We start from the raw sequence: 25,658 nt of genomic DNA on the forward strand, positions 1-25,658 counted from the left end.
TTAGCTCATGGATGTTGCTCCAATCCATCTGGCTTGAATCATGTGTGCATGATTCTTTGTTGCATTGTTTAGTTTTCAAAGAACACCACACTCGTCCTTTTTGTCCGTAGCTTTGTTGCTCCTTGTAAAGTTCCTCGACGTACCGTTCATGTACGCCTTCGTCGCTTTACTGCGTCGCGCCTCGCTACAACCAAAAATTACTTCGTGTCCAGCTTTTCTCAGAAGCTTTTGCTCCGTGAGTCAGCTTATTCAGTATATCTTTTATATTCTTTCTTGTCAAGCACTTTTCAAAAATATTTTTTAAAAAGTTTTGAAGGGAGAATATAAAAGAAAAAATGGTGGGCAGGGATGGATTCGAACCATCGTAGCCTACGGCGACGGATTTACAGTCCGTTCCCTTTAACCACTCGGGCACCTACCCAAAAATCATGGTGACCCAGGAGGGACTCGAACCCCCGACCCCTTGATTCGTAGTCAAGTACTCTAATCCAGCTGAGCTACTGAGTCATGTGAATATCTGCGCCTTATCAGAAAAAATGGTGGGCCCACCAGGACTTGAACCTGGGACCGACCGGTTATGAGCCGGTTGCTCTAACCAACTGAGCTATAGGCCCTTTATCTACTGATAGAAAATCTCGCACTGTTAACCAATGCGAGAATCGCAAATCATTGATATGGAGCGGAAAACGAGACTCGAACTCGCGACCCCCACCTTGGCAAGGTGATGCTCTACCAACTGAGCTATTTCCGCATGATATGGAGCGGAAAACGAGACTCGAACTCGCGACCCCCACCTTGGCAAGGTGATGCTCTACCAACTGAGCTATTTCCGCATTTCATTTAATTTCATTCAGAAGATCCGCCCAAGGGCTTCCCGCTGACTGACAAAACATATTCTACTGTTTTAATACCCCATTGTCAACACTTTTTTTATTTTTTCTTAAAAACAATTTTGGAGGCCCTCCGGCACAATTTTTTCTTTACATTAAATATTCACAAATTATGGCTGTAAAAAAAAGGATTTTTCCCATTAATATCGAAGTATTTGTTTAAAGCAATTTATGTTTTAAGGAGGACAATATGGGCACTCTGCGAGTTTTTGTCATCGACAATTCCATAGCCTTTCAGAACGCCTTGGTCCAGGAGCTAAATCATCGTCTGCCTTCTGGCAGCGTTATTGATAATGCCACCAGTCCGGTGGAGGCACAGAAAAAGCTGACAGCCTTTAAGCCAACAGCTATTATCTTAAATCTGGCTTTGGGCGCTATGATGATAAATCAGGATAAGTTTCTGCCTATGCTGGTTAAACAACACCCAAATGTTCCTATTATAGTTTATGGCATATCAAATAATGTTTCCCAGACAGCCAAATTCCTTGGAGCTTCTGCTTATTTTAAAAAGCCTAGTTTCGGTGAGCCCACCCAGCCTTTTTTTGATGGTATTATAAAAGCCCTGCAGGACAACAGTGCCTCTGTCAGATTACCTCAAAAGCAGGCTGGTGTTGTCACGGCAACAAAAATTGCACCACCTGCACCAGCACGCCAGAGTTCACCTTCGCAAAGCTCCTCTACACCCTCAGGTGAGCCTGTTATCAGCATACCAGCTGGGCATGGCACCATCGATCTTATTGCCATTGGAGCCTCCACCGGGGGAACGGAGGCTTTGTCCGCCATTCTCCCCGCCCTAAAGCCCCCACTACCGGGTATCGTCATTGTGCAGCATATCCCCCCTATGTTTTCACGGCTGTTTTCGGAACGTCTTAATGGGGTATGTGCCCTGACCATAAAAGAGGCTGCTAACGGAGATGTGGTAAAACCCAACCATGTGTATATTGCCCCAGGTGGCAAGCACATGTCAATTATTCGTCAAGGAAGTAATTATGTTATCGAGTGCAAAGCCGGGCCACCAGTACACAGTGTATGCCCTGCCGTGGATATACTCTTTGACAGCGTAGCTGACGTAGCTGGAAATAAGGCTATGGGAGTTATTTTGACGGGTATAGGTAAGGATGGCGCAGCAGGCCTTTTAAAAATGCGCAAAAAAGGCTCACCTACCATTGGGCAGGATGCGGCCACCTGCACAGTTTACGGTATGCCAAAGGTTGCCTTTAGTATGGGGGCAGTACAGCAACAATTGCCTCTTTCCAGCATACCAGAAGCTATACATAAGATTGCCAGATAAAGGAGCAGGACTATGGATAACAAAAGACATTTGTCAGCATTGAATATCTGGGGATTGTCCCTTGGCTGTGCCGTAGGCTGGGGTGCTTTTATGGTACCGGCCAATCTTTTTATACCTACGGCAGGTCCATTGGGCACCGTCATTTCCATGGGGCTTTCCACTGTACTTCTTCTCATTATTGCCTACAATTTTTCCCAGCTGGTCAACCGATATAATGACGATGGGGGAATCGTGGCCTATACACGCAACATATTGGGATATGATCATGCCTTTTTGGCTGGGTGGATTTTAATTATCGCCTACCTGTCTATCATGTGGGCAAATGCCACCGCCACCATTTTATTATCACGATTTCTGTTTGGGGATGTTCTCGCCTGGGGATATATGTATACCATTGCCGGATTTGACATAAACTTCGGTGAGATTCTTTTCACATGGATGGTATTTTTCGTATTTGGTCTCTTTTCCTGCTACGGCGATATCCTCCGCAAAATTATAAACACCTTCCTGGCAGTGCTGTTTTTTGCTACGGTGGTAATGTTATTTGTTGCCCTATACATCTACACACCTACTGATGTTTTTTACCCGCCTTTCCAGAATGTAACCTCCCCGGCTATGCAGATCTTTAGCATGGTCATGCTGACGCCATGGATGTTCTTTGGTTTTGAGGCCGTCACCCATACAAGGAGCCTTTTTAAATTTTCCACCCGTAGGCTATTTCCTATTATGGTAGCCTCAATAGTGGCCGGCGGTATTATCTATGTTTTACTGGCCGCCATGGCGGTTATGGCTATTCCATCGGAATTTTCCTCCTGGACCAGTTACATTGCCCAGAAAAATTCATTGGACGGTATAAAAGGGCTGCCGGTATTTAACAGCGTATACAATGTTTTCGGGCAGGAAGGTCTCGTTATACTGTTTCTTTCCATTCTTGCAGCCATATCCACCAGCCTTTTGGGTCTATACCGCATTACAGGTACAATTATCCAATATTATGGGGCACACAAAATATTGCCGGAATGGTTCAGCAAAGAGGCCAAAGATGGCACCCCACAAAATGGAATTATTTTCGTTATGTTAATTTCCATGCTGATTCCTTTCCTGGGGCGGGTATCGGTAGTTTGGGTATGCGATGTTATTACTGTTGCAGGTGCAATAGCTTATGGCTATGCTTCCTTGTGCTCCTATATCACCGCCCGGCGGGAGAATGATCAGCGCGGTAAATGGCTAGGCGGAATTGGCGTGGCTGTTTCCGCCATGTTTTTCTTCTTCCCTCTTATTCCTGGACTGCTGCTAGGTGGCTCACTGGAAACAGAATCCTATCTTATGTTATCAGGCTGGAGTCTTTTTGGATTTGTTTACTACTGGTATGTATTCAAAAACGACGAACAGCACCGCTTTGGTAACAGTACCTCCATGTTTATTATGATTCTTTTCCTTAACTTTTTCTCCAGCAGTTTATGGCTCCGTCAAAGGCTGGAGGGCTGGATAAGGATTATTCCTTCCGAATGGGAGTCTATTTCCTACAGTGAATTGGCCGCTGACAGCTTAGTACAGGACAGCATGATGCAAATGCTGATGATTTTATTTATTTTGCTGCTAATGGCAGATATATTTATCACCATAAAGAGGCGTGAAAAAAAGCTGTTTCAGACCTTTCAGCATCAGCATGAAATCAATCAGGCCAAGAATACCTTCTTGGGTAATCTTTCCCACGATATTCGTATTCCGATGGAAGCAGCTCAAACCTCGGTTCATCTTGCTTTGGAAAATTGCACTATCTGTGCAGGATGTCCAGAAGAAAATTGTCAACGGCGAATCCCTGACCGTCTGACGGATTGTTTGGGTAAACTGGATACCCACAGTCAGCTTCTGGTAGGACTAATCGATAATATGCTTAAAAAAGGCAGTATTATGCACAATACGCACATGGATAAGATACCTATCGACTCCGTCACGGTGGATTTGCGGGAACTGCTCCAACAGATGAAAGACCTGTTTTCCCTGCAAATGCAGGAAAAAAACCTCTTTTTTGAAGTTTATCCTGTAGATTTACAGCACCCGATGGTGTTCTGCGACCGAATCCAGCTAAAACGCCTGTTAATCAATTTACTGAGCAATGCCTATGAGTATTGCTCAGCCAATGGTGGGGTTATGGTAACTTTAGTGGAAGTTTCATCCATGCCGGAAGGGGAACGAGCCCTCTACGGAGATTATGAATTTCATGTTCACGACACCGGTATTAACATCCCACCAATCATAGTAAAAAGCTTGACGGAGGATTATCACCCGGATTATAGCGACATGAGCGGCCTATATATTTCCCGCAGCATTGTACAGTCCATGGGAGGCACTATAGAAGTTGACTCTGCCTCGGAACAGCCTGGCAAGGATATCGTTGTAAAATTCACCCTTCCTATCGTAGCAAAGGAGATGTGCTTATGAATACGCCACAGGAAACCAACAAGGGACACCTGCTCACACTCCTTAATGTGTGGGGCCTGTCCTTCGGCTGTGCTGTCGGTTGGGGAGCTTTCATGCTGCCCGGCAATCTTTTTCTGCCCAACGCAGGCCCAGTAGGAAGTATATTGGCCATTATTCTTGGTGGCCTGATTATGCTGATTATTGGGTCCAATTTCTGTATGTTGGCTGGAAAAATGCAGGATAGCGGTGGTTTTTTCGCCTATACCCGGGAAATTATGGGTCATGACCATGCTTTTCTTGCTGGCTGGGCCCTTATCATTACATATCTGTCAATTATGTGGGCCAATGCCACTGCCGTAATTGTACTGGTTCGCTTTACCATTGGGGATGTGCTTCAATGGGGTTTTCACTACCAAGTGGCCGGTTTTGATGTTTATGGTGGTGAAATCATTGCTACCTGGGGAGTCATTATTCTCTTTGGTTTATTTTCCGCCTTTGGAGGAGGGATAAAACAGGCCGCCAACACCATACTTGCCTTTATATTAATTGGTGGAATTGTCATCCTATTCTGTGGGGTACTGGCCATGAGTCCACAGCACGCCAGCTTTTATCCTGCCTTTGACCCTGATATAGGCGGTACGCCATTTTTGCAGTTGCTGAGTATATTGATGGTAGCACCATGGATGTTCTTTGGCTACGAATCCATAACCCATGGCAGCCAGCAGTTCCACTTCCCAACCCAATACATGTTTCCTCTTATTATTGCAACCGTTGTGTCCACTGTATTGGCTTATTGCTTACCAATCGCAATTGCCGTTATGGGCATTCCGCCGGAATATCACGGATGGAATGAGTATATCAACAACCTGGGCAACCTGGAGGGGCTCAAAGCATTACCTTTGTTTTACAGTGTGAAATCCCTTTTGGGAAGCACGGGTTTAGGCATTTTGACAGCAGCCATCCTCGCCGGTATTCTTACCGGGATTATCGGTCTGTATCGGGGAGCCTCCTATTTGCTGCAAGCCATGGCTCAGGATAATCTCCTGCCAGCGGCAATAGCCGAAGAAACCAAGGATGGCACTCCCCGCAATGCTATTATCTCAATTATGATAGTATCACTGCTTATTCCCCTGCTGGGCCGTACAGCCATTGTGTGGCTGGTGGATGCCATTACCATAAGCGGTTCCATCGCTTATGCCTATGTTTCCCTTTGTCGCTACCGGGAAGCCACGGTAAGTAAGGATTCAGCTGGAAAATTCCTTGGTATCACCGGTTTTATTATCTCCATATTTTTCTTCTTCTGCCCGATAATTCCAAACCTGCTGATTGGCACCACCCTGAATACAGAGTCGTATTTACTGTTGGCGGTGTGGAGCATTATAGGGCTTATCTATTACTGGTACATCTTTAAACATGATAAGCATGACCATTTTGGCAAGTCCTTTTCCATGTGCACCGTGTTATTGTTCTTAAATTTCTTCACTTCCTCCTTATGGCTGCGGCAAATGATGGTAACCAAGCTGCCTCTCCTGCGCCAAAGTGGTTATGCCGCCATCCATGAGGTGCTTAATACCAGCAGTATTATTCAGATTGTAATTATCATCCTTATCCTTGTCTTTATGGGTGATATCTTTACTATCATGCGACAACGAGAATATCAGCTAAATATTAAGGTACAGGAAGAACAGCATACCAGCCAGGTAAGAAATTCCTTCCTTATTGGCATGACCCACGATATTGGGCTGATGATGCAATCCATAATGAGCTATGTGAGGTTGGCCAGAAATACTGGCAAGGAATATGAGACCATAAAGGGCAATTGTCCCCAGGACAGGTTGGACAGTCTATGGCAGTCCCTTCGCCATACAGATTCCGTAAGCCACTATTTCCTCAACCTTGTGAGAGAAATGGGGTTGGTAGAGCAAATAACCTCCAACCATCTGGTATTGTATCCAAGAGCCACAGACATTCACTATAGTCTCCAGCAGGTCAAAAACATCTTTGTTATTCAAATGCAGGATAAGAATCTGGATTTTCAGGTTGATTCAAGCCAGCTGGATAATTCCTATGTATATTGTGACGAAAATCGAATCCAGCGAATGCTGCTAAATCTAATCAGTCTTGCCTACGATGTGAGCCCTATGGGAGGCAAAATATCCGTATTGGTTACTCAAAAGGGCTTTGCTCATCGACGATTGGAAAATAAAGGTGAGCTTGGTGTTTCTTCCCGTTTATGTTCGGATTATGAGCTAAAGGTTAATTTTACCGCCGACAAGGAACGCATGGATAAACTAAGTATGGATCAGCGAATATCCATAACCAAACACCTTGTAAACCTAATGGAGGGAGCATTTAGCATAGAAAGCTCCCCAGCCGCCCAAACAGAGATGAGCATTCAACTCACTCTTAATCTAGCAAAACAATCCGCCGTCTCTTACACCAAATACGAAAGTATGGCATAGCGAAAATCTTGCCAGAGAGTTTCGCCCATGTAGTTGTTTTCCTTCCACACGAAAAGCTCCCCTGTAACACCATCAAAGGCGTTGCAGGGGAGCTTCTTATTTTGCTTGTTATTTTGTTTAATGCTGGATAATGGTCTATGCCTTAAATTTACCTACAGCAGTCTGTAAGCTGTGTGCCAACTGGGACAGAGCCTCACTTGCGGAAGCAATTTCTTCAGCCGCAGCAGACTGTTCCTGAGCTGCTGCCGAAACGCTTTCCATATCCGTTGCTACCTGACGGCTGTTTTCAGAAATCTTGTTGGAACGGGTACGAACATTTTCCGTATCGCCGGAAACAACCTTCAGGTCATCACTCATGCCCTTAGCCTTTTCAGCTACAGCGTCCGAAGCCTCCAAAATTCTGTTAAAGGATTCTTTAAGCTGACCAACAGAAGCGGTACCTTCTTTAACAGCAATGTTACCCTTTTGCATGGAATCAACGGCATCGATGGTATCACTCTGAATAGCACTGATAAGGTCTGCAATACGCTTGGCAGAATTTTGTGATTCCTCAGCCAGCTTACGAACTTCATCAGCTACAACGGCAAAGCCACGGCCATGCTCACCTGCTCTGGCAGCCTCAATTGCTGCATTAAGAGCCAGCAGGTTGGTCTGATCGGCAATACCGGAGATAGCCTCTACAATCTGGCCAATTTCCTGAGAACGCTTGCCCAGCTTATCTACAGTCATGGAGGAGCTGTTAACTATTTCTTCCACGCTGACAATCTTATTTACTGCATCCTCAATGGCATCGCTGCCTTCCTGAGCCTGCTTGTGGGAATCCAATACATTTGCTGTCACATCACTGGCCGTATGATTAAGATTATCAATGGAGTGCATTGTATTATCAATGGATTCCATGGCCATTTCAACATCGCTCTGCTGCTCAATAACAGCACTAGCCGAACTGCTTACACGTTGAGCCACCTGCTCGGAGGCCAATGCACACTGGTGAGCTGTAGCCGTAAGCTCCTGGGAGGAAGCTGCCAGCTGCTCCGTGGAACCAATAACCTTCTGTATAAGATTATTAACCGTGTTACGCATATCCCGAACTGCAACTTCCATGTGGCCGAACTCATCACCACGTTCTACTTCACCGATAAGGCCATCATTGCGGAAATCACCATTGGATAACTTATCACAAACCCGGATAACCAAATTCAATGGTCCGGTAATCTGGGAAGTAATAAAGGCAATGAAAACCGTCAGGACAACGATAATAACCACGCAGGTAATAATCATGTTGCGAATGGCTGCCTTGACTCCCTCTTCTCCTTGTACCAGAGCTTCCTCAGCCTTTTCCATGTTCAGCTTCTGAACTTCCCCCAAATCGTTACTCATGCTGACTGCCAATGGCATTACTTCTTTTTCATAAAAGTCCATAACTGCCCGGCGGCTCGTCTCATCGGTAACCTGCATTTTCATCAATTCGCCAGACCTTGCTTTAAAGTTCTCATAGTCGCTCCGCACCTTGGCCGCCATGGAGGCACGCTGCGGGTGATTTGAGTTCAGGCGCTCATATTCCTGCATGCACTGTTCCGACTCTTCAATATTGCTATTATACTTGGTAATGCGATCCTGCCTTCTGGTAGGGTCGAGGGTAAAAGGCATCAACGACGCCTGAACCTGCATTACACGAGTATCATTTCGCACCCGCGCGCAGTAGAAGATACCCATGGTATGCTCTCTATAGAGTGCTTCCATATCTTCCTGAGCAGAACGTAAATACACATACCCCAGTATGCCTACAAATACCGTCGCCACAAAGGCCAGCGCCCCAATTAGAGCCAACTTGTACTTTACACCAATATCCTTAAAACTCATTCATGACACCCCCTATATATTCATTCGTCCTTTTAACTATATCCGCATCTAAAAAATCTAACGGTACAGGATATATATGGACTTATTTCTACATTAATATAAAAATTCCTTTTCAAATATGAATTTTTTCTGAAAAGCTTCCATCTCTATCCTAATATTTCCTGCAGGGTGGCAAGGGTCTTCTCCACATCAATAGGTTTTGCCAAATGAGCATTCATTCCCACGGCAAAGGCCTTTTCCTGATCCTCCTTGAAAGCATTGGCCGTCAGGGCCACTATCGGAATCTTCGAACGGCCACCATCCGCCAGTCGCCGTATTTTCTCAGTGGCACCGTAGCCATCCAGATTTGGCATCTGAATATCCATAAGAATCAGGTCATAATACCCTATATCGTGCTTCATCAGCATATTGAAGCATTCAATACCATCCACTGCCCTTTCCACCTCAAAGCCGGCGTCCTCCAAAACAAAGGTGGCAATTTCTGCGTTAAGGTCGTTATCCTCTGCCATGAGAATACGCTTTCCGCTAAAGTCAGCCTTTTCCTCATCGTTTTGGTCATTTTCTTCCGACGACGGCAGCTCACCTATACGGTGTGGTGTAGAAATAATAATTTCTGTACCCACTCCCAGCTCACTATTGACATTAATAGTGCCCCTCATTTTACCCACAAGGGACTTAACTATGGCCATGCCAAGACCCGTTCCCTGGATACCGCTCTGGGTACTGTTACGATCCCGGGAGAATTGTTCAAAGATATGAGTGACGAATTCCTTGGACATACCAATACCAGTATCCTGTACCCGGATTTCCAAAATACACTCCCCATCGGTATCTCCCGGCAACTCCTTAACCGTAACATAGATATTTCCCCCCTCCGGGGTATATTTCACCGCATTGCTGATAACATTCATTACCACCTCTGACATATGAGTACCATCAATGTACAAAAATCGGTGCTGTATATCAAAGGATGATGTCAGGGTGAGATTCTTCTTCCTCATATCGCCCTCAAACATTATCAGGCAGGAATCAAACAGCTCATTGGCATCAGTTATTTCCTCTTCAATGAACATATTTTTGTTTTCAATCCGGGCCATTTCCAAAATACTGTTCAAAATATCCAATAATTGATGGCTGGCATTTTTTATCTTTTGCCGGTATTCAGTATTTTTGGCTATATTGTCCGGATCCCGTTCCCCCAGCTCCGTGAAGCCTATTATGGCATTTAACGGAGTACGGATATCGTGGCTCATGTTGAACAGGAAGGTAGACTTGGCTTTATTGGCTGCCTCAGCCGCCTCTATGGACTCCTCCAGCTTGGTCTGCTGCTCCTGTAGCAGGGCATTTAAAGCCTTGGTTTCCATCAGATGAGTCTCTGTCTCAGAAGCGTACTCCTCAAGGCGGGCCTGCCGATCCTGTAATTCATTATTAAGAACGGAAATCTCCTCCACCTTGTCAGACAATTCCATACGATGAGCCTCAGACTCTGCAAGATGTTCCCTGTTTTTCCGATTTTCCCGTATAACAAAGTAGAAAATCACCGAAAAGAACAACATCAGTCCCAATAACGGAACCCATATATTATTTTTGAAGAAATTTAGTAAAGATACCTCATGCTTTGGCATGTAGCTGTAAGCATGGGTCAGGGCAAAATCATCATCTATCAGACTAAGTCCATGGTTTATGAGCCGAATAATTTCCGGATTTGTAGTAAGCCCGGCAAAGCCAAGATCCACATCATTGGTCAGCTGAGCTGTATTTAAATCCTTGTAGCTTTCCTTCCGCCGCAGCAGATACTCTGTTCTGAGCTCACTGACGATAATAACATCTGCCTCCCCCCGTTTAACGGCATCCATACAGTCATCAATATCATCAAAATACAGGACTTCATTCTTAGGATAAAATAATTTTCTGAATGGATCCATGATACCATTGCGGCGGGATATGGCAATCCGGGCCCGGCTCATATCAGGGTAGGCTCCGGCATATAAAATATTAAAATTGGAATTTACCACCGGCTCACTGGTGATAATATCATGCTGCTCAGAAATCCAGGCATTGGACAAACCAGGAAAAACAACATCCACTTCCTGATTGTGCAGGGCATTTATTAATTCCTCGGCTGTAGAATAGCCCACATAGTCTATCTTAATATCCGCATCTCCGAGAACTCTGAATATCTCCGGCACAATGTCCGTAATAACGCCTACAACATTACCGCTTTCATCTTTGGCACTGTACGGAAGAAATGCCGTTAAATACCCAACCTTAAAGGTATCATGCTCATCCAGCCATTTGCGCTCATTCGGCAGCAGGGTGGTAGTCAGAATTGATTTTTTGAACCATTTTCTGGACAGGTCATTTATAAAATGGGGATTTTCCCGCTTCATCAGCTCCTGGGATTTGTTTAAATCCTCCAAAATATCCGGCCGGGCCTTATTTGCCACCAGATAATAAGCACTGGAGCCCACGTCGGCAAACACTTCAATCCCCACATCGGGGGAGGTACCGTCACTTTCAGCCATCATAATATCAATTTGTCCGTCAATAATGGCCTCGTCCCGTTCCTTTATGTCACCGAACTCTACCAGCTGAGCGCTTAGATTATGCTCCGCCAGATACTGATTTACCACACCAACCTGTGCCCCTTTTAAGACACCAATTCTCTTGCCATTTATGGTAGAAAGCTCCGAAGTAATCTGGCTGTTGGAGGACAGCTTTAGGAAATAATACTTGGTTTCCCCCATGGCATCCCGGGGATAGCTGATGACGGAAGCCCGCTCCGGCGTGTAGGCCAACCCCGCCAACAGGTCTATTTCCCCGTTTAGCAACTTACTATATAGCTTGCCATAAGAACCGTACACGTACTCATATTTCCAGTTGTTGTATAATTTCAGACGCTGCAAATAATCATAGGCATAGCCGTCCTTGGTCATATCAACCGTCGCCCCAATCTGGAATGGCGGATTTTCATAATAACCTATACGGACGATTTTTTCATTATTGGCCACCGCCGGTGTAACAGGCATACCCTTAAATACCCCCAGCAAGCAGGCCAATAGGGTAATGAGGCAAAAGAAATTTTTAAGATTAATATATTTAAAATACATTCTATGCTTATAACGCATTTTACTGCCCCCCTGCATAATGTGAAAACCCATAAAATAACCTATTTTAATTATTCTCCACCTTGCCCTGCAATTCCTGCATTTTATGAATAAATTATTATTTTTTAGCCTTTCAGCCCCACACTAAAAAACCGGACTGTAATGGCCAGTCCGATTTTCCATAAATATTAATAATCCCGTGGATTACGTGTTTTATCCATTTTCATCCGCTGGTCATATCCATCATTCAGATAATCCCCCAGCAGTCCAACCTTAAATTTTCCCGGATGTCCCTCAGGCAGTCTGTCATTGGCCGTCAGGAGAATATCCAACGCTATTGGTGTAAGAGGTGCAGTGGAGCTCATATGCATAATCAGGATGGCCCCCCGCTGAACATTGCCCTTTTTATCGTGGACAATGTTATTCATGATCCCAACCAAGGATTGCAAGGATACAGCCCCGTAATCCTCGGTACTGCCTGAACCATTCACTATATAGGTGAAGCCGGCATTTAAAATAGTCTGTACACCCATTTTGCTTACGGCCAGGGTAGGTGGCCGAAGGAGTCTGGTAAGAGCCGGCCGGTTGTTTTCCAACCGGATATCCCCTACTACAGACAACAGCTTAGGATATGATGTGGCAACATCCTCCCAATACTCTGCCGCATCCTCGCCGGGAATCATGTTATTGTGCTCATCATAGGTGGCCATAGCCATATGATTGTTGGTATGACTGCCTATCTCGTTTCCCTCCAGGGCGATGGCCCGCAGCAAATTGGGATTGTTCAGCATATTCCTGGTAATGATAAAGAAGGTGCCATGTACCTTGTGCTTATGCAGCACATACAGGAGCTTATTGATAGAATCATCATTGCCCCAGTCATCAAAGGTAAGGAACACCGTCTTTGGCGGAGCATTTTTTATCAGCCCGGTTTTATCCGCATATATCATCTGGGAACGGCTAAAATTCAACATACGGTCGTTGACATTAACCTCCGGGGCACCAATGTACCGGCTGAGAAATGCCTCCGTAAAATTCTCCTCCGTCACCCAGTTGGTACCGTAGTCCGGCTGCATCTCCTCCGGCAGGGCCTGTACATTTACCGGATAACTATAGCCCAGATACCCCTCACTGCCAACATCAGCCAGTGAAGCCGTGTGATAGGAATAATCATTTTCTTCCCCGGTGCCTTGCTGAGACTGGGGGGCATAAGCGATATTATCAATTTTCTGTTCTTTTATAGCCTGCAGCATTTGCGCCGCCAAAAAATCATTATCATAAAAATCGGTACGCAGATAAACAATTTCACCCCGATTAAGGGATGTAGTCCATTTACCAAAAATTTGTGGCATAACCTCCTCCGGACTTTGGGCCGACCTGTGCTTGGACTGAACCACATTGAGACCCTGGCCCACCAGGGTACAGCCCATGGCCGATACAGCCTCACGCATGGCGTCAGCATCCCCGCCGGCAGACATGATGCGCACAAAGCTGCTGTCAAAGCCATAGGCCTGATTTAACGCTGACCTGATGCGCTGTATTTGTCCGCAATAGTAATAAAAATCCCCCTCCCGGGTGGGAACCAGACCTATGGCCAAATCCTGACCGTATTCACGGATAAGCTGTATATTGTCCTGATTTCTACCCAGCTCCCGTTCTGTAACGAAGAAGCTCCCCCGCAGTTTTTCTGACGCCATATAATTCAATATATTCCTTAGGGGAAGCTCCTTGGAAAGTCCCCCGAAGGTTAAGATTACTGCCCGGTCAGTTGTAAGCAAAAACCGCTGCTGTTCAGCCAGCTGACCGCCATTTTGCATCCGTAACTCCCTAAATTCATCTACGGGAGCCGCACACACAGATGCCAAAAACACTGACAGGCCCAACAAGGCCATTACTGCTACCCGCACCACGGACCCTTTCACTTGTATCATTATGCTCCTTTCAATATAGTACAGAACAATCAGTTTGCATGGAATTCCTTTATCCGATAATTGCCCCCAAGACGCCAAAGGCTAACCCGTTTAATTCCCCCATCGGCCGCCGCCTTGATCCAAGCCTGAAGGGTTTTATTATCAGCATACCAAAGCTCGTAGTCATGGCCAGCCTCCTTATAGGTAAAGTGCATGGCATAGCTGGCCTCATCCCGTTCTGGAGTAACCTGGTGAGCCTTGGCCAACTCAACAGCCTCATCCTCATCAAGGAAGCGTATCTTCCCATGCTGCAGGCCCAACAGGCCATAATCCTCCCACAGACAGCCGCCGGTGGCAAAGGCAGCAGCCTTTTTGCCGGGTATGGCTTCCATTTTTTTGATGGTTTTGGCTATAAATTCACTGTCAGCCTTTGGCCCCGGTCCATTATGCCTGCCATGAAGATTGTAAAACATAACCACGTATTCCGGTCCCCTGCAAAGGCCGACATCCATCGGCATTCCGGGCTCCAAAACGATGCGCAGGGACAGCCCCTCCTTAATGCAGGCCGAGGAAAGCTTATAGGTAAAGGACAAATATTTCTGCAACAAATCACTGTCCTTGAAAAAGGACTCATAATCCAGCTCTATGCCGGTACACTGCAGCTCCTTTGCCACCTGGAGCATCTCTGCTATGGTCTGTTCCTTGTGTTTATCATCAGCAAACAGGCGTCTCAGCAGCTCCGTATCCTTGTTAATCACCTTGCCCTGTTCATTTTTCCAATCATTTGTAAAGGATATGTAGCGCTGTTCCTGCTTTTCCTCTTTTACAAGGGCTGCAATTTTCCTTGTTTCCTCCGGAATGAACAGCTTATCCTCCTGGTCATAATAGGCCATAAAGCAGGATACACCGACAAGGCGATTTTTGATGTCCCCATATTCCTTCAGCCCCTTTTCCTCATCCCATGAGGCTATCCAGGCGGAAAGCACGACAGGCTCATGGCTTCCCACCGAAAGGGAGGAAGCCCCCTGGGCGCAGCCGGACATCAGCAGCACAGCGGCACCAAGGACAAACATATGTAGTTTCCGTTTCATAGCATCCAGCTCCTTTAACCGTTGCGTAAGAACCAGAAAAGAATACTCTCCCACACACTCTTTGCATCAAATAAAAACTTATCCCAGCCAGTGAGCTCAGTGGTAAACAGCACCTTTTCATCCTTCAGCTCTTTTCCTGTATTGGTGCGAATGGTAAATTTTTCAAAAACAGCATCGTAGACATCATCGGCTAGATTTCTCTGGCTCCAGCCCTCACCCTGCCATGAGGCACCTAAAAATACGCTGCCATGGTTCGTGTCGTGAACTATTATTTCCTGGTCAACTCCTTTGCCGTCCAGCGTTAGGCGCAGCACCTCATCCTTTAAGTCAATTTCCAGCCTGTGGTTACCCCGTCTATGGAAGCTTTGAACGTGCTCATAGGGCTCAGCCCCATCCTGAATAGAGGCTGCAGGCATAGCTTCACGATTTTTAGCCCTGGCGTAATACTCTTCTGCCTGCTGGGTAGAGGTAGCATAGCGGGCAAAGGCCATGTTTTCCTGAACCTCGGCTTCCCGTTTATTTTCCTCACCGGAAGCTCCCTGGTCTTGTCTCCAGTCTTTTCAATTACCACCAGTCTGTTATTCAGCAATTCCACACAAATATAATTTTGCCGGTTAACATCGCTGCGCAGGAAAATCTGCTGTGCCCCAAAGGCATTACCCAACAAATTTACCGTAACCTTAATATTATGAAGGTTACTGCTCTCCCGAATCTGGGAAACAGCCACCCCCTCAGGAAGGGTAGTAAGGGTATAGGTTTCGTCCTCCAGCTCCGCGGCACCCTCCAACAATTTCCACTGCTCCTGCCGCCCGGCATCCCCTGTTACAAATTCAATAGGTGTATTGACGTCATACTTAATCCGCATGAGCAGATGATTAATCGGCCAATAGGGCTGGGGCTGCATTCTGGTAAGGTCATAAATACTGCTGTTGCGCTGATTAAAGCAATAACCCTCACGATTGAAGGTTATGGAAAAAAGGTCCCTAATCCACTTTTCATTAACGACACTGACAGCATTGTTATTGGCAAATTTTCCCGTGTTTCCATGCATGTGCACATACACTGCCGGAACCCGGCCAATCCCTTCGGTATACACATCCCTAATGCGTTTAAAATCGTAGCTTATGCGCCGTACCATATGGTCATGGCTTTCCTTGGGAATTCCATCCTTGTCCCGGATATAATCCATGAGATAATGATTGTAGTGACGCTCCAAATAAGGAGTCAGCATGGCATAACGCAATGGATCTATTTCCCCAATGTAATTATTATACCGGTCAAAGACATTTATATACTCCAGCCGGTAGCCGTTTGTACCGATTTCCCAAAAGCTGGACTCCTCCAGCTCCAAATATTCAGAGGGCTTTAGAAATTTTAAATCCCTTGATTCAATATTCTCCCCATAGCCCATGATGCTGGCCTTGAAATTTAAATGCTCCAATATAGGCTGGGAAAATATGGCTGTATCACGCCGCCCATCCTCAAACATCAGAAAAAGGGATTTTTCCGGCAGGGGCCGCCCCTGCTCATAATATTCCCTGATATCCTGCTGAGTAATGGTAACGTAGCCCTGATCCTTTAAGGCGCTTAAATGCTTATCCAGCTGCTTTTGACTGATAAGGGTGGAGGTATCACCTATACGATCCACGCCAAAATAGGAAAGTGCCACAAATCCGGTATCCCGGTCACCTGCAGTGCCCCCGGCTGTATCATAGGGCTTGTAGGTGTCCAGGCTGTAAAACAAGGTATAAAGGACAAAAAACATCAGGGCAACCACAATCAGCTCGATAATCACCCGTATCCGCTTTATCATATTTTTACGGGCAGAATATTTCTCATCACCCAGGGAACGGATTCGTCCATCCCTACTTTCATTCTGGCTCATTCTGCTTTTGTTCCTTTCTCTCCATTTTTTTACCCTTCTTTTCCATCTCTTTCAAATCAGCAGGGGTCAAGCGGGTTCCCCAGGTAGATTTCCAGAAGGTAAACCAGGCAACGGGCATCTGCCAAAGAAGTACCATTTCATAATAAAGGCAGAACCACATTCCAAAAATCCAGGTGGTGCTCCGTCTAAGGAACAGCTGGGCCATACTCATCATCAGGGACATCAGAAGCATGCCCACCACAAAGGTTACTGGAAATACCCGATGCATTATGGGAACATAAATCAGGTTATAAAGCACGATGATAGGTGCCGCAATCGGTACCACCAGGCCCATGTAAAAGCTCAAGGACATAAAGGGCTCTTTTTTCCATATATAACGGGCCGCAATCAGGGACTCACGGAGCCAGGAGCGTTTCCAGCGCATCTGCTGCTTCAGGAACATGGCATAGCTGTTTGGTACAATGGTCCTACAAACCGCTGAATCCTGATAGGAGGTGCGGTGGTGACGCAAAATGAAATTTGTCATACTCCGGTCATCGCCAAAGGTGGCCTTTTGGCCCAAAAAGGTCTGATTGAGCCAGGCATCGGAATATTTCAGCACCAAATCACGACGATAGCAGGATAAAGGCCCGGACAGACAGGTAACTGAATCAAAGAAGCTTTCTGCCGCCTTCATAATACGAAAGGCAATATAGTACCGTACTGCCTGCATACGGGTAAGGGTATTGGTATAGGTATTGGCCACATCGGTACGGCCGGATACGCCGCCCATTTCCTTATCCTTAAAGGGCTGAACAATATTGCGAATGGCAAAGGGATCCAAAAAGCTGTCCGAATCCACGAATACCAGCAGCTCATGCTTGGCCTCCTTGGCCCCCCGGGCCATGGCCTCCCGTTTACCCTGGTTGTATGGCTGAACTATATAGCGGATACGTTCCTCCACCATATAGCCTCCCTGGGCCGTATCTGAAGCTTTAATTTCCTGGATAGCTCCCCTTATCTGCTCCACCGAGCTGTCATTGGAGCAATCGTCTATGATGATAACCTCCAGCTTTTCCGGGGGATAATCCTGATTTATACAGCTTAAGATGGTAGTTTTTATCCAATTCTCCTCGTTGAAGCAGGGCACAATTATGGTAACCCCCGGCGTAAAATCAGGATTTATCTTTACAGGACGGTAAAAGGTGGCAAAAAAATACCTTGATAAAAGGAAGGTGGCCGCAATAATACTATAAAGGTAAAGCCAGCGATTAAAGCGGAAATACACCACGGACTCGGCCCGCATCAGAATAATTACCAGGGTTACTATCCCCAGGCAAAAGGCAGAGGCGGCCAACAGGTAGTTTTGCCGCTTGTGGGCCGCATACTGGGCCAGGGTATCCGTAAATTCAACGCCGCACAATACGGAGCCATCTCCCCTGTCAAACAGGCGGACACAGGTAGCCTTTAGGGAGCTGATCTTCATTTCATACCCCTCCGGCATGGAGCCTGGCGTAATTTTAAATTTTAATTTTAGCTTATCCGATTCCTTAATGAGCTGTTCCTTGCCCAGGGGCAGCCTTAACAGCATTCCCGTGGTACTTATATCAACAGCCTTGGCCACAAACTGCTCCCGTTGTCCCTGATAATAAAAGGAAACGGTAACGTCATAATCCACCATATAACGCTGACCGCTTTTATCCTCCTTTTCGTACAGTCTGTAGTCAATTTTACCGTCAGCGTCCACTTCATGATGACCGCGACGGTCGTGATTACTTCTGAGACCGCTTTCATCCGGAACATATGACAATAAGCGGCGATCAGCCTTCTCCTCATAGAGCACATCCGCAGGCGGCTGTTTTTTCTGGGTCATTTAATCAGAGCCTCCTTTTTTGTTATCCTTTGGAACTCCAATATTAGCTGGTATATAATGGATTTTTCTGAATTGGTTCACAAAAACCACCGCAACGCCGCGCTGGTCCAAGGCCGTCAGCAGCATATCCACTTCCTCAGGTAAATCCAGCTTTGGAACAACCGGAGCTGAATTGTTGTCCTTTATGGTAGGCTTCATGTCTATGGCCGGTTTTTCATTCAGCACCATAGGATCAGCCAGCTTTTGCTCCACTGGACGATTGGCGGCAATGGCCACGATGCTGCCATTGGCGATGGCTGACACATAGGCATTGGCTTCAGCCTGATTATGAACGGTTCCCGGCTGATACCGAACATTTTCCTTTACAGCGTATTCCAGTCCGGCTGCCCGAAGGGATTTTAATAAATCATCGGTGTAGACCGTGCGGGGAGCCCGAAAAAGGGTGGGCTGTATCGGGTCATGCATGGCAATAACCTTTTGGGTCCGGCATATTTCCGTAAGCTGTCTTTCCACAGAGCATTTTTCCATGGCGGCCAGTCCCACATAGGTATAATTTCCTATTTCCTGACCTGCCCCACGAATAATATTAATAACCGACGGCACATCAGCCGCATTTTCCCCCTCCAAAAAGAATACCGCCTCAGCCTTGTGCTTTTTCAATACGTCCAGCAGACCGGCCGTGGTGGGATAATCCGGCATTCCATCGAAAACAATGGCGATACGCGGTGATCCATCCTGAAGGGTAGTGATAACCTCCACCGGTTTGAGGTCAGGCTCCTGCCGTTTGGTGGCAGCTTCATTGATTTCCTCCAGAGCTTCATAATTTTTGCTCAGATCGGTGATATCCTGTACAAATTCCTTCTTTTCAACAATATTATCCCGAATAAATATAAGGGAACCAACTAACACAGCAAGGGCAGTAAACACAATTAAGCCCAGCTTCTTATAATCCACAGTACAATACCTCCTAATTTAACGGGCCAAACCCTTTACCGGTTGAAACACTACAGCATTTCCCCGTGTAAAATAAACCTTATTCAGTGTAATTTTTAAAGCTCTTGGAAATATAGCCCCAAATTGTATTGCTCCTATGACCATAATCCAGATCACTGAGGCTATAGAACTCAAGTCCCACAGCCCAGGCATCAGGCAGATTGTAGGTAACCCCGATTCCGAAGCCCTTAAAGCCCCCATGCGTACGCATGCGGTCAGCCATACCATTCATGGTGTGACTTACATAGGTGGCAGTAGGCTGATAATAATACTTCAGCCAGCTTTGGAAGGTATAAGGCCGCCAGCTGTCCGCCGGCTGATAGGACAGTGACAAAACATAACCGGTTTTTCCGCTCAAATTATTCTGCTTGCCGTATAGGACCATGCCTCCCAGGTCAAAGATACCCACATTATGCTTGTAACTGCCCATATAAATGTGCTGTGTAATATTATTGTCATATTTAAAGTTATAATACCCGGCATCAACGCTATAATCCGGTCCCTTGTAGGAAGCAAGAAAATCAAAGGACCGCTTCATGGTATCATAACCTAAATTACCATATTCAAAGGTATAACGCACCGGAGTATCTGTTGTGGAGAGGCGTATCCCCTTATATTTACTGTCGTAAATATTGCCCTCAGCCATAACATTGCCAAATACACCTGCATCCGTATGCACCGTACCAATATTTCCACTTAAATAATACCGATCCAGGCGTACATGGGCATCGTCGTCGTTGTTTTCACCGGAAATAAATTTCTCGGCCTCGACCATACCCTTTGCATGCCAATTACCGTCAATATCATAATCCGGGTACAGACGGGCCCGAACCCGCGTCCTGTTCCCATCGCCATGCTCCCCGTCAGAATGACGGGAATCCACCCGCAGCTCCGTATCCAGCTTAAACTTTTGGTCAGGTATATCGCTAACTGGAATATGGGAGGACAGCTGCTGACGGGCATTGTATGCATCCGTCTCTCCCCCCTCCTCCAGCTCAGTAAGGAATTCGGCCCGAAGACGACCGGCATTATCCAGGGCAGAGTCGTTCATACTGTAATTGGCACCATTATATACCCCATTATTTGGCATCCAATTATAAGGCACACCATTATTAGGCATTCCACTGTATGGTACCCCATTATTTGACATACCATTATAAGGCGCACCATTATTAGGCATTCCATTATATGGCACCCCATTATCTGGCATAGCATTGTCCGGCACCGTATTGCTGTATACCTGAGCAGGTGCCCCGGAGGACACATAGGGATTTGGCGGTATAGCTCTGTTTTTATTGGTCTCCCCACCACTCATGTTATAAAACAGGGCCTGCTGCTTCTGTTTGGCATATGCCAACAGCTTTCTCCGCTGATCAACCCGGCTTACTGCTTCAGCATAATCATGGGCCGCAATTTCATATCTGTCCTGGGCAATATCATGCTTCTCCTTGGTAGGCCCCATTACCTCCAGGCGATTTTGTCCATTCATGGAACGGCGCAAATATATTTCGGCCTCCCTGGCAGCCTTATCATGGGCAGAATTATATAAAGCATGTGCCTTTTTGGCCTGTTCCTCAAATATCTTCAGCTGGACCTCGTCCATAACCACCAAACGGGAAATACGGGCATACTCATCCACGATACTGCCCGAACGTCTTTTTTCCATTTCATTCAGTGCCTTGGCCACCATATTGCTTAATTCCTTTCGGGAATAGGTGCCAAGGGAGTTTTCCGGCAGCTCCAGATATCCTTCAGCAGCCAATTGTAAAATGGAATCATAAACCCACGGCTCCACAGCTTCGGGAGCGGAGTAGGCCATATTTACTGGAAATTCTAAACCAAAAACAACGAACCCCAACAAGCCCCTCTTAATATAAGAGCTCATAAAGGAACGTTGTCCGGCACAAAATATTTTTTTCACATTTATACAACCCTTTCCTGTTATTGCAACTTGAAATTACCATCCCAATAAATATTTATCAAACAAATTTTAAACAGAAAACTAAAGTCTAAAAAAGATACAACTATTTTATTTATATCATTAGATTGTGTCAACATAATCAGGATAAAAAATGAAATGTTAGTATTTTAGTCTCAAGAAAAGGTATGATGTTTTTACCAATACTTTTGTAAAAACACTTGATTGGTGTAACAAATATAAAAATGTTAAATTTGTTACATAAAAATACTTGATATATTTTATGAGCAAATTAGAGGCCCAAATTTAACAAATATAGGGAAATATTACCCCCTGGTATTTCGCCAAGCTGTAACCGCCTCTGCCATGGCCATAACTTCGACAATAACATATTTTTATATTATTCGCCATAAAAAAATCCCTGCCAAAGGACAGGGATTAGCTTACATGGTGCTGGAGACAGGACTTGAACCCGCGACTCCCTCATTACGAATGAGGTACTCTACCAACTGAGTTACACCAGCGATACTGTATAATTATAAACTATTGTGCTAAATGTTTCAATGGGTTTATCAGAAATTTTCCAGACGTTTTTTGGTCTGCTTGTTTACCTCAGTATTTTTCAGGCGTTCTATGGCAGCCTCCATAGCCGGGGTAAGCTGAAAATCCGCCTTACGCCACTTATCCACCGTGTTAAGGGCAATATTTCTGGTACCGATTACCGGGGAACAGAGACCGGCACATATCAGCCCTTCGCCCTTGCCGGGTACTGCCTGGAGCCCCTGAATAACGTAGGACAGGATGCCATGCTCTGCAAACCGTTCATCATTGCCCATTTCGTTTTCCGGGCCGGAGGCCATATCCTCCAGGGGCAGCTCCTCCTCAAAGAGGGCGATGATTTCATCCACATACAGCTTTTCCGGCAGCAGCAAATCAATCATATCATATTTGGTCCGCCAATCCCGCCGCAGGGCTGCCATGGCCCTATCCCCATAATCAAGGCCCAGTGCCTTTCCAAGATAGAAGCCCTCCCCGGCATCCATGGCAGTCTCCACACAGTCAATACAAGCATGGGAGGCCAGGATATCATCAGCCTTCTTCAATAAACTGTCCTTGTCCGCCAGATCACCCTTACCCAAAAAGTCTCTGATATCAAAAATATTACTGTAATCCTCCAGCCCGGCAGCATAGGTGTCGGCCAGCTGCAGGTAAAGCCCCAAAAGCTGGTTGGTCTTCTTGTATTTACTGAGACCGGGAACAGGGCTGTCCTCCAGGGAGGAGCCAATCAGCTTACCGGCCAAAATGAAATCCTGCCTTCCCACCTTCTCAGAGGACAATTTCTCCAGCAGGCCCCCCCGTTTAATGGCTACAATGGCGGAATATTCCGGCATAATGGTATTCTGCCAGCCCTCCTCCAACAGCCATTGGGCAATTTCGTCATTTTCCGGCTTCAGCATACTTACCGCATGTATTCTGCCCCAACCCTTCAGCCGCTTGGCCAGAGAATATATCAGGGCATTGCCCTCCTCAAAGGAGCCCAACAAAAACAGACAGAACAGGGTCAGCTCCTCCGAGGCCGCCAGCACCAGCAGAATATCCTTCAGCTCCTGGCTTTCCTCCCGATCCAGCAGCTCCAAAATGGTGATGGCAAACTTGACTGATTCCACATCCTCACTCTGAACCAGCAGGGTCATGCAAAACCGGCCCAATGCCTCCGGGGATAGCTTCTCCGGATGCTCAAAAACCCAATCCTGAACCGCATCCATCACCGGCAGCATTACCCCACCATTTTGAAAATAAGTAATAAGGGCGTTGGCCGAATCCTTAAAGCGTTCCTGGGAGGCCATCTCCAGCACCAAGGTCAAGGCACTGATATCAGGATTTTTCGTCGGCCCCATGTGATAACGGACAGTACCGTCAATAGCCCCATCGGCAAACCGCAAGCCCTGGTCCGGCAATTGGCGCAGTACAAAATCCTCCGGCAAGGTGCCATCCGGCAGCATTGCCTCCTTTATTCGATTATAAATTGATAAATTCTCTGACATAATTCTTCCCCTATAGTCCCCTCACAGTTTAACTTCGCTTTTCCCGGCTAAGCTTAAAGCGGTAACCGGCATAAAGAATGCACAGCCAAACCGGCAGGGCAAAGACCGCATTCTTCATATCCGGTATCTGATACATCATAAATATTACCCCGCCCAAGAACAGCAGGCAAAGATAATTTGTAAGTGGATAGAAAACAGACTTGAATTTGGAGTGAATATTATTCTCCTGACAATACTGACGGAACTTCATGTGGGTCATGGTAATGCATACCCAGTTAATAACTGCGGAAATTATAACCACCGCAAAGAGATACATGAAAATCTGGCTGGGAAACAAGTAATTCATCAGGACAATTATCAGGGTAATCCCCGATGAAACCAGGGTGCCAATATATGGAACGCCCCGGGAGGATACCCTTTTGAATAGCTGTGGGGCATCTCCCTTGTCGGCCAAGCCGTACAGCATACGGGAATTGCTGTAAATGGCAGAATTGTATACAGACACCGCTGCCGATAATACCACGAAATTAAGAATATGGGCCGCCGCCGGAATACCTACATTATCGAAAATCTGAACAAAGGGACTGGACTCCATTCCCACCTGATTCCATGGCCACAGGCACATAAGGATAAACATGGTCCCCACGTAAAAAATCAAAATTCGCCAAATAACCTGATTTATGGCCTTGGGAATGGACCGATCCGGATCCTCGGCTTCACCGGCGGAAATACCCAACAGCTCAATTCCGCCATAGGAAAACAGCACCACCACGCAGGCCATGGCCATGCCCCACACGCCATTGGGGAGGAAGCCGCCATAGCTCCACAGATTGCTGATATTTCCCGGATACCCCACTGGATTGGTAATAATCAGATAGGCCCCCAAAAGTATCATGCTGAGAATGGCCACTACCTGGGGCACCTCCGGCCACCAGTAATTTACATATATACCTACGGCGGTAATCTCCGCCATACTTACCATAATATAGCAATACCAATAATTCCAGCCAGCCAAAAAGCCGGGGAAGCCGCCCCAATATTTGGTGGCATAATAGCTGAAGGAGCCGGCCACCGGCTCATGTACCGACATTTCCCCCAGCATCCGCATGATAAAATATATCACCACGCCGCTAATAAGATAGGCCACCATTACCGAGGGACCGGTAAGGGCTATCGTAGAGGCCGAACCATAAAAAAGCCCTGTTCCGATGGCACTCCCCAGGGCCATCATTTGCAGGTGTCGGTTCTTCAGCCCCCGTTTCAGATTTTTTCCTTCCATAACTCCAACTCCTAATATTGAACATTATTCCAAAGCCTATTACTGTGAATATTGTTAATAAGTTATCCACATTATCCCCCATTTTGTGAATAACTCAGTGGATAACCCTGTATATCAACAATGTTTTGTTTCCTGTTATCCCATTTTCTGTGGATAAATCCGTCACAAATGACAAGGACTATTATAACATATTTTCATGATAGAAATAAATAACCTCTTGCAGTATACTTCTGCTTATGCTTTAATTACCTTCAGAGGTGAACGGTATGGAGGAACATAACAATCAGCAGCTTATTGATATGGCCCACGGCATGCAGGAGGAAATAAAAATGAAGCTCCTGGACATGATCCAGCAGGCGGCCAGCCCCTTTGATATTATATATGAGGTAGCCCATTACCTGGAGGAGGTGTCAGCCGAGCGGGGCTATGCCCAGCACATTATCGATAACATTCACACAATTTACGGCATTGCCCTGGAGGAAAGGAAGCCTCTGGAGGACGAAATAAAGGATATCACCGCCCGGGCAGAAAAAATTCAGCAGGCCATCGAGAGCGGCAGTTATTCCGAGGAAGAAAATGCCCGGCTGGATTTCGCCCTAAAGGCCCACCAACGGAAAATCAATCAATTGAAGGAAATGTTATAAAATA

General features: G+C 46.2%; 15 protein-coding genes and 6 tRNA genes. 4 read left to right on the plus strand and 17 right to left on the minus strand.

Going from position 1 to position 25,658, the window contains the following annotated elements; translation table 11 throughout:
• Positions 1 to 336: 336 nt before the first annotated feature.
• The 5 genes from Q0Y54_RS01350 to Q0Y54_RS01370 all read right to left on the minus strand — a co-directional run bounded on the left by Q0Y54_RS01350 (position 337) and on the right by Q0Y54_RS01370 (position 833).
• Positions 337 to 421 (minus strand) — tRNA-Tyr (locus tag Q0Y54_RS01350).
• A gap of 8 nt (positions 422 to 429) precedes the next feature.
• Positions 430 to 507: transfer RNA gene (locus Q0Y54_RS01355), tRNA-Arg, on the minus strand.
• Positions 508 to 537: 30 nt separating this feature from the next.
• Positions 538 to 614: transfer RNA gene (locus Q0Y54_RS01360), tRNA-Ile, on the minus strand.
• 61 nt (positions 615 to 675) lie between these two features.
• Positions 676 to 751, minus strand: a tRNA-Gly gene (locus tag Q0Y54_RS01365).
• Positions 752 to 757: 6 nt separating this feature from the next.
• Positions 758 to 833: transfer RNA gene (locus tag Q0Y54_RS01370), tRNA-Gly, on the minus strand.
• A 247-nt stretch (positions 834 to 1,080) separates the two neighbouring features.
• Between Q0Y54_RS01370 and Q0Y54_RS01375 the strand changes: the two genes are divergently transcribed.
• The 3 genes from Q0Y54_RS01375 to Q0Y54_RS01385 are packed head-to-tail and all read left to right on the plus strand — an operon-like array spanning position 1,081 to position 7,067.
• Entirely contained in the window at positions 1,081 to 2,181 is a 1,101-nt protein-coding gene (locus tag Q0Y54_RS01375; protein ID WP_297963525.1) for a chemotaxis protein CheB, read from the plus strand.
• Between the two features lie 12 nt (positions 2,182 to 2,193).
• Complete coding sequence (locus tag Q0Y54_RS01380) at positions 2,194 to 4,626, plus strand: amino acid permease (protein WP_297963527.1); 2,433 nt, start codon at positions 2,194 to 2,196, stop codon at positions 4,624 to 4,626.
• A complete protein-coding gene (locus tag Q0Y54_RS01385) occupies positions 4,623 to 7,067 on the plus strand; it encodes an amino acid permease (RefSeq protein ID WP_297963529.1) in 2,445 nt (814 codons plus the stop codon). Before Q0Y54_RS01380 ends, Q0Y54_RS01385 begins: the two co-directional genes overlap by 4 nt.
• A gap of 135 nt (positions 7,068 to 7,202) precedes the next feature.
• Here Q0Y54_RS01385 and Q0Y54_RS01390 read toward each other — a convergent pair whose 3' ends face one another.
• From Q0Y54_RS01390 to Q0Y54_RS01445, 12 genes are all read right to left on the minus strand, one after another.
• The gene (locus Q0Y54_RS01390) at positions 7,203 to 8,930 is read right to left on the minus strand and encodes a methyl-accepting chemotaxis protein (protein WP_297963531.1); all 1,728 of its coding nucleotides are present in this window, start codon (positions 8,928 to 8,930) and stop codon (positions 7,203 to 7,205) included.
• Between the two features lie 146 nt (positions 8,931 to 9,076).
• A complete protein-coding gene (locus Q0Y54_RS01395) occupies positions 9,077 to 12,058 on the minus strand; it encodes an ATP-binding protein (protein ID WP_297963533.1) in 2,982 nt (993 codons plus the stop codon).
• A gap of 167 nt (positions 12,059 to 12,225) precedes the next feature.
• Positions 12,226 to 13,968: a polysaccharide deacetylase family protein gene (locus Q0Y54_RS01400; RefSeq protein ID WP_297963535.1), complete on the minus strand. Its 1,743-nt coding sequence runs from the start codon at positions 13,966 to 13,968 to the stop codon at positions 12,226 to 12,228.
• Between the two features lie 29 nt (positions 13,969 to 13,997).
• Entirely contained in the window at positions 13,998 to 15,038 is a 1,041-nt protein-coding gene (locus Q0Y54_RS01405; RefSeq protein ID WP_297963537.1) for a hypothetical protein, read from the minus strand.
• 14 nt (positions 15,039 to 15,052) lie between these two features.
• Complete coding sequence (locus tag Q0Y54_RS01410; RefSeq protein WP_297963539.1) at positions 15,053 to 15,454, minus strand: hypothetical protein; 402 nt, start codon at positions 15,452 to 15,454, stop codon at positions 15,053 to 15,055.
• Complete coding sequence (locus Q0Y54_RS01415) at positions 15,361 to 16,923, minus strand: hypothetical protein (protein ID WP_297963541.1); 1,563 nt, start codon at positions 16,921 to 16,923, stop codon at positions 15,361 to 15,363. Before Q0Y54_RS01415 ends, Q0Y54_RS01410 begins: the two co-directional genes overlap by 94 nt.
• Positions 16,910 to 18,775, minus strand: coding sequence for a glycosyltransferase (locus Q0Y54_RS01420; RefSeq protein WP_297963543.1), 1,866 nt, complete (start codon positions 18,773 to 18,775; stop codon positions 16,910 to 16,912). Before Q0Y54_RS01420 ends, Q0Y54_RS01415 begins: the two co-directional genes overlap by 14 nt.
• Positions 18,776 to 19,729, minus strand: a complete 954-nt coding sequence (locus tag Q0Y54_RS01425) for a polysaccharide deacetylase family protein (protein WP_297963545.1) — start codon at positions 19,727 to 19,729, stop codon at positions 18,776 to 18,778.
• Positions 19,730 to 19,808: 79 nt separating this feature from the next.
• On the minus strand, positions 19,809 to 21,626 hold the full coding sequence (locus Q0Y54_RS01430; RefSeq protein WP_297963547.1) for a translation initiation factor IF-2: 1,818 nt from the start codon (positions 21,624 to 21,626) through the stop codon (positions 19,809 to 19,811).
• Between the two features lie 508 nt (positions 21,627 to 22,134).
• Positions 22,135 to 22,210, minus strand: a tRNA-Thr gene (locus tag Q0Y54_RS01435).
• Between the two features lie 48 nt (positions 22,211 to 22,258).
• Entirely contained in the window at positions 22,259 to 23,731 is a 1,473-nt protein-coding gene (locus Q0Y54_RS01440; protein WP_297963549.1) for a hypothetical protein, read from the minus strand.
• 28 nt (positions 23,732 to 23,759) lie between these two features.
• A complete protein-coding gene (locus tag Q0Y54_RS01445; RefSeq protein ID WP_297963551.1) occupies positions 23,760 to 25,010 on the minus strand; it encodes an amino acid permease in 1,251 nt (416 codons plus the stop codon).
• 266 nt (positions 25,011 to 25,276) lie between these two features.
• Between Q0Y54_RS01445 and Q0Y54_RS01450 the strand changes: the two genes are divergently transcribed.
• Positions 25,277 to 25,654: a hypothetical protein gene (locus tag Q0Y54_RS01450; RefSeq protein ID WP_297963553.1), complete on the plus strand. Its 378-nt coding sequence runs from the start codon at positions 25,277 to 25,279 to the stop codon at positions 25,652 to 25,654.
• Positions 25,655 to 25,658 lie beyond the last annotated feature (4 nt).

The organism is uncultured Anaerovibrio sp. (assembly GCF_947302755.1).
In the GTDB taxonomy this organism is placed as follows: Bacteria; Bacillota; Negativicutes; order Selenomonadales; family Selenomonadaceae; genus Anaerovibrio.

Coding starts and splice junctions, on each gene's coding strand:
- Q0Y54_RS01405 (WP_297963537.1), bottom strand. CDS start 15,038: ATGAAACGGAAACTACATATGTTTGTCCTTGGTGCCGCTGTGCTGCTG.
- Q0Y54_RS01415 (WP_297963541.1), bottom strand. CDS start 16,923: ATGAGCCAGAATGAAAGTAGGGATGGACGAATCCGTTCCCTGGGTGAT.
- Q0Y54_RS01410 (WP_297963539.1), bottom strand. CDS start 15,454: ATGCCTGCAGCCTCTATTCAGGATGGGGCTGAGCCCTATGAGCACGTT.
- Q0Y54_RS01375 (WP_297963525.1), top strand. CDS start 1,081: ATGGGCACTCTGCGAGTTTTTGTCATCGACAATTCCATAGCCTTTCAG.
- Q0Y54_RS01445 (WP_297963551.1), bottom strand. CDS start 25,010: ATGGAAGGAAAAAATCTGAAACGGGGGCTGAAGAACCGACACCTGCAA.
- Q0Y54_RS01400 (WP_297963535.1), bottom strand. CDS start 13,968: ATGATACAAGTGAAAGGGTCCGTGGTGCGGGTAGCAGTAATGGCCTTG.
- Q0Y54_RS01395 (WP_297963533.1), bottom strand. CDS start 12,058: ATGCGTTATAAGCATAGAATGTATTTTAAATATATTAATCTTAAAAAT.
- Q0Y54_RS01390 (WP_297963531.1), bottom strand. CDS start 8,930: ATGAGTTTTAAGGATATTGGTGTAAAGTACAAGTTGGCTCTAATTGGG.
- Q0Y54_RS01380 (WP_297963527.1), top strand. CDS start 2,194: ATGGATAACAAAAGACATTTGTCAGCATTGAATATCTGGGGATTGTCC.
- Q0Y54_RS01420 (WP_297963543.1), bottom strand. CDS start 18,775: ATGACCCAGAAAAAACAGCCGCCTGCGGATGTGCTCTATGAGGAGAAG.
- Q0Y54_RS01385 (WP_297963529.1), top strand. CDS start 4,623: ATGAATACGCCACAGGAAACCAACAAGGGACACCTGCTCACACTCCTT.
- Q0Y54_RS01440 (WP_297963549.1), bottom strand. CDS start 23,731: ATGTCAGAGAATTTATCAATTTATAATCGAATAAAGGAGGCAATGCTG.
- Q0Y54_RS01450 (WP_297963553.1), top strand. CDS start 25,277: ATGGAGGAACATAACAATCAGCAGCTTATTGATATGGCCCACGGCATG.